The organism is Caulobacter sp. B11 (assembly GCF_002737765.1).
GTDB lineage: Bacteria > Pseudomonadota > Alphaproteobacteria > Caulobacterales > Caulobacteraceae > Caulobacter.
Map to the genome: position 1 here is coordinate 1 of NZ_PEGG01000045.1, position 10,626 is coordinate 10,626.

10 protein-coding genes and 1 pseudogene are annotated in these 10,626 nt (G+C 68.1%); all 11 read left to right on the plus strand.

Annotated elements, in window-relative coordinates:
* Positions 1 to 1,232: discoidin domain-containing protein (locus CSW58_RS03120; RefSeq protein ID WP_099446265.1), on the plus strand; the 1,232-nt coding region annotated here is incomplete at its 5' end.
* Positions 1,233 to 1,292: 60 nt separating this feature from the next.
* A complete protein-coding gene (locus CSW58_RS03125; protein WP_099446266.1) occupies positions 1,293 to 4,100 on the plus strand; it encodes a glycosyltransferase in 2,808 nt (935 codons plus the stop codon).
* A gap of 108 nt (positions 4,101 to 4,208) precedes the next feature.
* Complete coding sequence (locus tag CSW58_RS03130) at positions 4,209 to 5,006, plus strand: ABC transporter permease (RefSeq protein WP_099446267.1); 798 nt, start codon at positions 4,209 to 4,211, stop codon at positions 5,004 to 5,006.
* Between the two features lie 10 nt (positions 5,007 to 5,016).
* Complete coding sequence (locus tag CSW58_RS03135) at positions 5,017 to 5,742, plus strand: ABC transporter ATP-binding protein (protein WP_099446268.1); 726 nt, start codon at positions 5,017 to 5,019, stop codon at positions 5,740 to 5,742.
* Positions 5,743 to 6,357: 615 nt separating this feature from the next.
* Positions 6,358 to 6,549 carry a glycoside hydrolase family 99-like domain-containing protein gene (locus CSW58_RS16015; RefSeq protein WP_161494552.1) on the plus strand — a complete coding sequence of 64 codons (192 nt, stop codon included), beginning with the start codon at positions 6,358 to 6,360 and terminating at the stop codon, positions 6,547 to 6,549.
* Positions 6,476 to 7,320: pseudogene (locus CSW58_RS16020) on the plus strand (glycoside hydrolase family 99-like domain-containing protein); the annotation flags it as partial. The gene CSW58_RS16015 and the pseudogene CSW58_RS16020, both read left to right, overlap by 74 nt.
* 47 nt (positions 7,321 to 7,367) lie before the next feature.
* Positions 7,368 to 8,045 carry a rhamnan synthesis F family protein gene (locus tag CSW58_RS03155; protein WP_236627622.1) on the plus strand — a complete coding sequence of 226 codons (678 nt, stop codon included), beginning with the start codon at positions 7,368 to 7,370 and terminating at the stop codon, positions 8,043 to 8,045.
* Entirely contained in the window at positions 8,009 to 8,173 is a 165-nt protein-coding gene (locus CSW58_RS13960; RefSeq protein WP_161494554.1) for a hypothetical protein, read from the plus strand. Before CSW58_RS03155 ends, CSW58_RS13960 begins: the two co-directional genes overlap by 37 nt.
* Before the next feature lie 55 nt (positions 8,174 to 8,228).
* Positions 8,229 to 8,468 (plus strand): hypothetical protein, encoded by a 240-nt coding sequence (locus tag CSW58_RS03160; RefSeq protein ID WP_099446272.1) that lies wholly within the window; start codon positions 8,229 to 8,231, stop codon positions 8,466 to 8,468.
* A gap of 67 nt (positions 8,469 to 8,535) precedes the next feature.
* Positions 8,536 to 9,432 carry a DUF563 domain-containing protein gene (locus CSW58_RS03165; RefSeq protein WP_099446273.1) on the plus strand — a complete coding sequence of 299 codons (897 nt, stop codon included), beginning with the start codon at positions 8,536 to 8,538 and terminating at the stop codon, positions 9,430 to 9,432.
* A 15-nt stretch (positions 9,433 to 9,447) separates the two neighbouring features.
* On the plus strand, positions 9,448 to 10,590 hold the full coding sequence (locus tag CSW58_RS03170) for a glycosyltransferase 61 family protein (RefSeq protein ID WP_099446274.1): 1,143 nt from the start codon (positions 9,448 to 9,450) through the stop codon (positions 10,588 to 10,590).
* The last annotated feature ends 36 nt before the right edge of the window (positions 10,591 to 10,626 follow it).

The window sequence follows — 10,626 nt, forward strand, 5'->3', positions numbered from 1 at the left end:
CAACGACGACGACCCGTCGGAGGCTCTATGCGGCCGTCCTGCCCTTCACGGTGGGGCCCAAGCCCTTCGTCGAATTTCTGCATTTCGGCCTGCAGGGCCAGCAGCGCCGCATGTACATGCACTTCCTCGAACACTTCGCCGATCGCTGCGAGTGGTTCATGTTCCTGGATATCGACGAGTTCCTGCTGCTGCGGGACTCGCCGACCATCGGCGCGTTTCGCGGCGCGTTTCCGGCGGCGGTCGACGCCCTCTACTTCAATTGGATCTTCGCCGGGAACAACGGCTACGTCACGCGTCCCGAGGGCCCGGTCCTGCCCCGCTACACGCGTCGCGCCGATCATGTTCACCCCTTCACCAAGGTCCTGACCCGGTCGGCGGCCCTGGACGATCCGGGTCAGAAGAAGGCCCGGCTGGAGCCGTTCTGGCACGACATGCTGTCCTTGCTGAAGCCGGAGGCGACGGGGCTTAACGTCCTGGGCGAGGACATGGGCGGCTACTATGTCGACTTTCCCGAGGCGGCCTCACGGCGGGTGAGCGAACCGGCCTATCTTTCCGGCGTCGTCGCCCGGGCCTTTGTCTACCATGTCGCCTTCAAGTCCGAAGACGACCTGCGCCGACGCCACCAGCGCGGTACGGGCGGGGACTTCTACAGCCAGACCATGTGGAAGGACCTGCATGATCGGGGCCCTGATGATATCCGCGGCTTCATGGCCATGCTCAACGCCGTCGAGGAAACCCACCTGGCGACCTTTTGGGCCCGGATGATGGCGCGGGCCTCGACCATCGTGGCCGCGCCTCCGGGGCGCAATCTGGCCGCCGGGCGACCGGCGCTGCAGAGCTCGATCGGCCCCTGGTCACGACAGGCCGATCCCGCGGCGGACGCCGTCGGCGCGGTCGACGGGCGCCCGGACGGTACATTCCATCAGCATACGGAAGACGAGGCCGACCCCTGGTGGTGGGTCGATCTGGGCGAGGTCGTGCCCATCACCCAGGTGCGTCTGTTCAACCGGCTCGACGACGCGCGGGACCGGTTTCGCGACTTCACGCTCAGCGTCTCCGACGATGGGCGGGCCTGGACGATCGTGCTGCGCAAGGCCGATGGCCAGCCCTTCGGCGGAGTCGACGGCCGGCCGTTCATTTGGGCGGCGCCCGCCGGTCTCAGCGGCCGCTTTGTGCGGATCAGCGTCGAAGGCCGGGCGATCATAGACCTGGACCAGGTAGAAGTTTACTGACGGGCGGCGACCGACGGGGTCGCCAGACCGCCCCGGCCCACACTGGAGTTCGAACGCTTGATGCAACGGCTGAATCGGTTGGCGACGGAACTGCGGGCGTGGCGGCGGTTCATCGGCCTGGGGACGACCGACGGCGCGCGCCTATGGGTCGCCGAGGCCGCCAATCTTGATCGGAGCAAGGACGAGCCCGGCCGGTTCAGGGGCGAGGCCTGGGATCCGCAACTGCGCCTGGCGGGGTTGCCGACCATCCATGGCCAGTCCGGCCCGGCGATCTTCGAGGCCACCCTGCGGGTGGAGTCCGGGGCCCTGATCCGGCCGATGCTCTTTTTGGATCGCGGCGCGGGCTTCGACGAGGCGGGCATGACGCCGCTGTACCCGGTGGGCGGCGGCAAGCTGGCCGGTCGTATCGCCGATCTGAAGGACGTGCGGGGTCTGAGGTTCGACCCCAGCGAGGGCCCGGTGAGCTTCCGCCTTGAGGACCTTCGTCTGCGCCGCCCGCGGCCGGGCGAGCCGGACCCCGCCGATGTCGCCGAGGAGTCGGTCGATCCGGGCCTGGCCCTGCTGCCCGATGTCCGCCTGAGCGGCGTCAAGGTGGTGGCCCGCAAGGGTCTGGAGCCGACCGACGCGCCGGGGGTCTTCGCCCTGACCGACAGCGACCCGCAGATCGTCTTCACGCCGACGGCCGACGGCCACCGGGGGGCCATGCTGTGCCGCTTCACCTTCGAGGTGGAGTCGATGGACGGCATGGTGACCACCCCGCGCCTCTATCTGGACTATGGCGACGAAGGCTTCTCCCAGGACGGGTCGTTCGCCCTGGCCCGTCAGGCCGACGGCCGTTATCACGCCATCGTCGCCTATCCGGCCCTGTGCCCGGGCGTGCGCTGGGACCCATCCGACCGTCGCGGAACCCTGCGGATCATCTCGGTCACCGCCCAGCCCCAGTCCCTGGCCGCCCTGCAGGACGCCGTCGAGGCGCCCTATAGCCCCTCGGGCGTCGCGGCGACGACCGGCGCGCCGGACAGGCGCGAGCGCAAGGCCTGGGCCGAGCGGGCCGTCGCGTTCAGTCGTGAGCTGAACGAGACCTATTACAACGCCTCCGCCGCCCTGGCCTATGACTATGACCGCTGGGTCAAGGTCACCGAGCGCCAGACCCCGGCCGACTATGAGCGCATGCGCCTCCTGCTGGCCCAGCTGGCCTGGCGGCCGCGCTTCTCGTTCGTGATGCCGACCTACAACACGCCGCCGGACCTGCTGGAAAGCTGCGTGCGTTCGATGCTGGATCAGGTCTATCCCGACTTCGAGATCTGCATCGCCGACGACCACTCCTCCGACCCGCGGGTGCGGGCCACGCTGGAACGGCTGGCCGCCGAGGACGACCGGATCAAGCTGGCGTTCCGGCCGGCCAATGGCCACATTTCAGAGGCCTCCAACACCGCCCTGGCGCTGGCGACCGGCGATTTCGTGGTGCTGGTCGATCACGACGACATCCTGCCCGACTACGCCCTGCTCACCATCGCCGACTATCTGAATGAGCATCGGGACGCCAAGATCCTCTATTCCGACGAGGACAAGCTGGACCCGTCCGGCAAGCGCTGCGATCCCTATTTCAAGTCTGATTTCAACCGCTTCCTGATGTTCGGCCACAACATGGTCAGCCATCTGGGGGTCTATCAGCGGGCCCTGGTGCAGTCGGTCGGCGGCTTCCGTCCGGGCTATGAGGGCAGCCAGGATTACGACCTGTTCCTGCGATGCCTGGAGCGCTGCTCCGACGCCGAAGTCATCCATATTCCCCATGTCCTGTATCACTGGCGGATGATCCCCGGCTCGACCGCCGTGTCGGCCGATCAGAAAAGCTATGCGATCGTCGCCGCCCAGAGGTCGATCAACGACTTCCTCAACCGCCAGGCCCTACCGTTCGAGGTCGTCGATGGCGTCGCCGCCGGCCTGACCCGGCTGGCGGTGATCGGCGCGCCCCTCGCCACCACCGTCTCGATCATCATCCCGACCCGTGACCGGCTGGACCTGCTCAAGCCCTGCATCGACTCGTTGTTCGCCGCGCCCGACGCCGGCGTCGAGATCGTCATCGTCGACAACGGCTCCCAGGAGGCTGAAACCCTCGCCTATCTGGCCGATCTGGCGAGCCTGCCGAACGTCAAGGTCGTCTCCGCCCCGGGGCCGTTCAACTTCTCGGGCCTGTGCAATCAGGGCGTGGCGGCCTCGTCGGGCGACATCATCTGCCTGCTGAACAATGACACCGAGCTGGTCACGGCCGACTGGCTGGACCGCGCCCGGGCCCTGCTGGCCACGCCGGATGTGGGGATTGTCGGCGCGCGGCTGATCTATCCCGACCAGTCCGTGCAGCATTTCGGGCTCTATCTGGGCATGGGCGCCCACGGGGTGGCGGGGACGCCGCACCGCGGCCTGCCGATGAGCGATTTCGGACCGTTCGGCAAGGCCCGGCTGATCCAGGAGTTCTCGGCCGTGACCGCCGCCTGCCTGTTCGTGACCCGCGCGGTCTATGACCAGGTCGGGGGGTTCGATCGCGACCTCGAGGTCGCTTATAATGACGTGGATTTCTGCCTGAAGGTCCGGGCCCTGGGTCGCCGGGTGCTCTGCGATCCGGACATCGTCCTGGTCCACAAGGAGTCCAAAAGCCGTGGCGATGATCTGGACGGCGCTCGCGCCCATCGGCTCGAGACCGAAGCGCGACTGATGCGGGAACGCTGGGCGGAACTGTTGGTGCGCGACCCGTATTACAATCCCAACCTCACGCTGGATCGAGATGACTTCAGTCTTGCAGATTCTTCGCGCATTCCATTTCCCTGGCGACGGCCCAGCTATATCGCGGCGCAACTGCGTTCTCGGTGAGGTATTCTCTGGGCGCCCTTTCTCACAATGAGTCAGCCTGCTAGAAGCCGACGGCCGTCAGTATGCCTGCCGCGGCGTGACGCGTCTTTGATCAAGGGATCAATCTAGATGAGTATTGTTCGGCGCTTCGGATCCGCCATCGATGATCTGGTGGCAGGTATCCGGCTTGCGCCCCTGTGGTGGCGTGTCGGCATCGAGCAGACGATCGCGCGTTACAGGCGAACTCTGCTTGGCCCCTTCTGGCTGGCCAGCAGCACGATCGCCACGGCCTTCTCGCTCGCGGTGGTTTTCGGTTCGATCTTCGGTTCGAGCCTGGCCGAAAGCTTCCCGTTCATTATGTCCGGGGTGGTCGCCTGGTCGATCACCGGCGGCATGCTGGCCGAAGGCGCCTCGGTGTTTACGTCCGGGGCCGGGATCATGCAGGTCCAGAAGCTGCCGCTGACCTTCCATTCCTTCCTGCAAATCAACAGGATGATGATCAATTTCGCCCACCAGATCGTGGCGTTCTGGGTCGTGATGCTGCTGCTGAGAATGTTCCCGTTGCCGCATTGGCAACTGCTGTTGTCGATCCCGCTGGTCGCCGCGACCGCGGTGATGTTCAGCATCCCGATCGGCATGCTGGCCACCCGCTACCGCGACATCAACTATCTGGTCGGATTCATCGGCCAGGCGCTGTTCATGCTGACCCCGGTGTTCTGGCGCAAAGCCCAGGTGGCGCCCAAGGCGCGCTGGATCGCCGACTATAACCCCTTCGCCCATCTCCTCGAGATCGTCCGCCAGCCCCTGTTGGGCCACCCGGCGCCCCTGAACGACTGGATCGCCTCGGTGGCTTTCTTCGTGGCTGTCGCGATCCTGGCCGTGGTGAGCCTGGCCCTGTTCCGTCGTCGCGTCGTGTTTTGGCTGTAGGATCGCATTGATGTCGGCTTCGATTTCCCTTCACGGCGTGACCCTGGACTACGCCATCTACAGCGTGCGCGCGCAGTCCCTGCGCAACGCGGTGCTGAACATGGCGGTCGGCGGCAAGCTGATGCGATCGGCCAATGACGTCACCGTGGTGCGGGCGATCAACAATGTGTCGTTCGAGCGTCTGGGCCTGGGCGGGCACAACGGCTCGGGCAAGACCTCGATGCTCAAGATCCTGGCCGGCGTCTATGAGCCCTCGACCGGCGTCGTCAGGGTCGAGGGCCGGGTCAGCTCGATGATCTCGATGAGCATCGGCCTGGATCACGACGCCTCGGGCCTGCAGAACATCAAGAACCTGGCCATGATGCAGATGATGTCCAAGAAGGAGATCGCCCGCCGGTTGCCGGGAATTGTCGAGTTTTCCGAACTCGGCGCCTATATCCACATGCCCTTCAAGACCTACTCGGCCGGCATGATGGCGCGCCTGACCTTCGCGGTGGCGACGGCGATGGACGCCGACATCCTGATCATGGACGAGTGGCTCGGCGCGGGCGACGCGGAATTCCAGCGCAAGGCCACGACCCGCATGGCCGGCCTGGTCGACAACGCCAAGATCGTCGTCATCGCCAGCCATGACGACAAGCTGATCGAACGGGTCTGCAACAAGGTCATGGTCATGGACGGCGGCCGCGCCACATTCTTTGGGGACACCGAAGAATGGCTTCGGCTCAAGGCATGACTTCCGGGGCGCCGACGCCCCATAAGGACGTTGTCGCGGGCGCTTCGCCAGGGATCTTTGTCGCGCGCGGCGACGATCCCCAGATGATCTGGACGGCGCCCAGGACCCGAGACGATCTGCGAACCCATGGGGCGATCCGGGTGACAGTGACCCTTCGCGCGGTCGAGGGCCGGGTGATCGGTCCCTGCATCTACGCCGACTGGGGCGACGGGTTCAGCGAAGAGACCCGCAAGGACCTGACCCTGGTGTCCGAGGGCGTCTATACCGGCGTGGCCTACACCAATGCCGGCGGCCTGCGGCGTCTGCGGTTCGACCCCTCCGCCAAGGCCTGCCAGTTCAGCCTCGAAGCCTTCAGCGTCGAGCCGGCCGCCGAATCCAGCCGGCCGGCCCGCCGCCTGTCGACCGCGCGCCGCCTGGCGCGTCGCCTTCTGCGCCGGCTGCCCGGGCCCATCCAGGCCCAGGCCCGGTCTCTGGCGGGACTGCTGAGGGGTGATCTGGTCGGACGGCTGGCGCGCACGCGGGTGCGGTGGGGCGGAGGCCCCTGGCGCGCGGCCTATGTGAACAGTTTCGAGATCGCGCGAAATCTCCGAAGCCCGGAATTCGCCGCCCCGCCGCTTGATCCGCCGCGCCGTTCGCCGGACGGTCCCAAGGTCATCGCCTTCTACCTTCCCGCAGTTCCACCCCATCCCGGAGAACGACGCCTGGTGGGGGAAGGGCTCACCGAGTGGACCAAATGTCAGCAAGGCGACGCCGCAGTTTCGTCGGCCATCTGCAGCCGCGCCTGCCGGCCGAGCTGGGTCACTATGACCTGCGGGTGCCTGAGGTTCGTCGGGCCCAGGCCGATCTGGCCCGGCGGGTCGGCGTCGACGCCTTCTGCTTTCACTACTACTGGTTCGCGGGCAAGCGCCTGCTCGAAGGCCCCCTCGACGCCTTTGTCGACGACCCGGAAATCGACCTGCCGTTCGCCCTGTGCTGGGCCAACGAGAACTGGACGCGGCGCTGGGACGGTCAGGAATCGGACGTCCTGATCAGTCAGCGACACTCGCCGCAGGACGACATCCTGGTCTTTGACGACCTGGCCCGCTATCTGCGCTCGCCGCGCTATCTGCGGGTCGGCGGACGCCCGCTGATCATCATCTACCGTCCCGACGCCCTGCCCGAGGCCGGGGCGACGATCGCCCGCTGGCGCGAGCGAGCCCGGGAGCTTGGACTGGGCGAGCTGTTCGTCACCAGCACCGACGCCTTCGGGTTCAGCGACTATGCCGCCATGGGGTTTGACGCCCTGGTCGAGTTCCCGCCCCACGCCCTGGCCCAGGGCGAGATCACCGACCGGGTCGAGCGGCTCAACCCCGCCTATTCGGGACGGGTCTACGACTATGAGGCGGTGGCGTCCGCCAAGGTCGAGCAGTTGCTGGACGCCGCCGATCCCCGTCGGTTCCCGGGATCATGCCCGCCTGGGACAACGAGGCCCGCAAGCCCGGGGCGGGCCATGTCTTTCACAACGCCTCGCCCGAACTGTTCCATCGTTGGGCCGGCGCCGCCCTCGGCGCCAGCGCCCGGCTGGCGCGGCCCGATGAGCGCCTGGTCTTCGTCAATGCCTGGAACGAATGGGCCGAGGGGCCTATTTGGAACCCGACCGCTGGTTCGGCCATGCCTTCGGCCAGGCTCTGCGCGCCGCTCTCGAGGCCGACGCGCCGCGCCTGCCGGCCGCGAGCGGCCGCCCCGACGTCGTGTCGGGACCGACCGGCCGCGCCCCGGCGGTGGTCCTGCTGCATCTCTACTATCCCGACCTGATCGAGGAGTTCGCGGACCGGCTGGCCGCCCTGGACGGGCTGGCGGACATCGCCATCACCTTCCCCGACACCTGGACCCCGGACGAGCTGGCGCGGCTGGCCGCGGCCTTCCCGCGCGCCCGCCTCGCCCCGACCCCCAATGTCGGCCGCGACATCGCGCCGTTCATCGCCGCCCTCGGCTGGGCCCGGCAGGCCGGATATCCGTTGTTCTGTAAGCTTCACTCCAAGCGTTCGCCGCACCTGGCGCAAGGCGACGCGTGGCGTGAGGCGCTGCTGTCGCCGCTGCTCGGCGCGCCGGCCGCGGCGGTCGCCCAACTGCAGGCCAACGCCGATGTCGGGCTGCTGGCGGCGGGCGCCACGCGCACCCGCCTGGGGACGCACGGCGTCATGCACAACAACGCCGGGGGATGGCCATGCTCGCCAGCCGGTTGGGCTTCGCCTATGGCGACGACACGGAGTTTCCGGCGGGGACGATGTTCTGGGGCCGGACGGCGGCGTTCGGGGCCCTGACCCAGGGCGCGCCCTTGCCGTTCGAGCTTGAACTGGGCCGTATCGACGGGACCCTGGCCCACGCCCTGGAGCGGGCGATGGGCGCGATCGTCGTGGCCTCTGGCCACCGGGCGGACTGGAGCCTTTGAGGGTGATGGGGTCCTTGGCGCGTATTCGGGGACGTCTGGAGCAGGCCCGGGGCTGATGCGCCGGGTCGAGGCCCTGCCCTTGCGCATCGAACCTGAACTGGCCGTCCTGCGCGAGGTCCCGGCCGTGGCCGACCTGACCGCCCAGACCCCGCCGTCGCCCGGCGTGGTCGTTCAGTTGGAGACGGCCCAGCACATTCCCGAAGAGGTCATGCTGGCGCGGCTGGCCGGCCGCACCGACGGTCACGACATGCCCCCTGGCACGCCGGCCATGGCGGAGCCCCCATGGCGGGGGTGATGGTGTCGCGCGTCGCCCAGGCGCTCCACCTGCCGGAATATGGCGCGGTGATCACCCAGGACGGCGCGTGCTGCGCTCTTCGGTGGCCGAGGCGCTCTACCTGACCCCCAGCCTGGCGGCCCTGCCCGGGGTGGCCATGGTCGACGGCATGCCGCGATTGACGGTGCGTCGCGGCATGCCGGTGATCGATCGCGGGGCGGTGTTCATGGCCTGGGGCGGCCGCTTCAACTATGGCCACTTCCTGATCGACTGCATGGCGGCGCTGGCGGCCCTGGAGCGGTGCGGCCTGACCGAGCGCTTCACCCTCATCACCCCGGCGCTCAATGACTGGCAGAGAGAGACCCTGCGCCTGTTCCTGGGCGAGCGCCGCGCGGCGCGCGTGCGGGAGATCACCGCGCCGGTCATCCATATCGACGACGCGGTCTTCGCCAGCGCGATGGACCATTTTCTGCATGCGCCCAATCGACCGCTCGATGTGGTCCGGGCCCGGATGCTGGCGGCCGTCGACGAGCCCCCGACCGGCGTCTCGCGGCTCTATGTCAACCGCCTCAGCGACACCAAGCGCCCCCTGGTCAATGAACTGGAGCTGGAGGCGGCCCTGGTGGCGCGCGGCTTTGTCTCCGTGGCCCCGGAAACCCTGTCCCTGAGCCGCCAGATCGCGCTGTTCCGCGACGCAGACGTCATCGTGGGTCCCACGGGCGCGGCCCTGGCCAATGTGCTGTTCTGCAAGCCCGGAGCCCAGGTGTTCGAACTGCAGCCGACCAATTTCATCGGCATCTGGGCGCGGGGGCTCAGCCATTTCGTCGAGGCCAGTTGGCATGGCTTCTTCGCGCCCTCGCCCCTGTCGGAAACCGATATCCATATCGAGGGCGTTCCCAAGCCCGGGGTCAGCTTCCGCTGGCGGATCGAAACCCCGGAGGTGCTCGCCTGGATCGATCGGGGCCTCGAGCATGACAAGACCTGAGCCCGGGGCGTCGCGGTGAGGATCGGCGGCCACCTGACCGTTCAGGACCTGCCGCCCGGCGAGGTTCAGCCGCGCCCCCTGTGGGCGGCCCGGGCCCGTCTGTCGCGCGCCCAGACCCGGGTCGACCGGCTGTCGGTTTCCGAGGCCGAGCTGTTCGAGCTGGGCCAGACCCTGGATCGCGCCAGCGGCGTCGACGCCCTGGGCCCCGACCACTGCCTTTCGGCGACGCAGTATCTGTCGCGGCCGTTCGTCCGTTGCACGGCGGCCAATATCGTCTGGACCCGCGGGGCCAAGGCGATCGCCGCCCCGAGGCGCGGCCTGATCGATGATTTCCACGTCGGTCCGGCCGGCGTCTGGCCCGGCGGCCTGATCGAGCAGGACCTGCAGAAGGACGCGGCGGGCTGGCGCAGCCGGCGCGGCGCCAAGCTCGAGATCGTGGCGGGCGCCAGCATCCCGCTTTGCCATTACGGCCAGCGGGCCTTCGGGCATTTCGTGCTGGACGGGCTGCTGCAGGTCTATCTCCATCGCGAGGCGCTCGCCGCGGGCGAGGCCAGGCTGGTTCACTGGCCGTTCGAGAGCCCGTGGATGGAGGATCTGCTGACCCGCTGCGGCGCCCCGGCCTCGGCGCGTCGGGTCCTGAGCGGCGATCTCGTTCTGCTGGAGACGGCGCATCTGTCTTCAGCCCTGGCCGGTCATGGCGTCTATTTCCCGGGAGGCTTCGCCCTGGGGTTCTTCGACTGGCTGAGGGATCGACTGACGGACCCGGCCGCCGACCGGCCCGAGGCCGGCAAGCGCCTGTATGTTCGCCGCGATCCTGACGGCTCGCGGCCGGTTCTCGATCAGGACCGCCTGGAGGCTTTTCTGGCGGCGCGCGGGTTCGAGGTTCTGGATTCGCGCCAGGACCGCATCGACCAGCAGGCCCAGAAGATCGCGGGCGCGGATCTCCTGCTGTCGAGCTGGGGCTCTGGCGCGACCTTGGCGCCGCTGCTGGGCGGCGCCCGTCAGGTCGTGGAGTTGACGCCGGAAACGGTGACCGATCCCTGGTTCGCCCGTCAGGCCGCCGTCCATGGGCTCAGCTACACGCCGATCATCCATCCTCGACGGACGGCGCGATCATTCCAGACCTGGCGCGCATCGGGGCGACGCTTGATCGCCTGACGCCAGGCTGAAGGGTCGTTTCAAGGTGTCAGGGTC

Coding starts and splice junctions, on each gene's coding strand:
- CSW58_RS03125 (WP_099446266.1), top strand. CDS start 1,293: ATGCAACGGCTGAATCGGTTGGCGACGGAACTGCGGGCGTGGCGGCGG.
- CSW58_RS03130 (WP_099446267.1), top strand. CDS start 4,209: ATGAGTATTGTTCGGCGCTTCGGATCCGCCATCGATGATCTGGTGGCA.
- CSW58_RS03160 (WP_099446272.1), top strand. CDS start 8,229: ATGCGCCGGGTCGAGGCCCTGCCCTTGCGCATCGAACCTGAACTGGCC.
- CSW58_RS03135 (WP_099446268.1), top strand. CDS start 5,017: ATGTCGGCTTCGATTTCCCTTCACGGCGTGACCCTGGACTACGCCATC.
- CSW58_RS13960 (WP_161494554.1), top strand. CDS start 8,009: ATGTTCTGGGGCCGGACGGCGGCGTTCGGGGCCCTGACCCAGGGCGCG.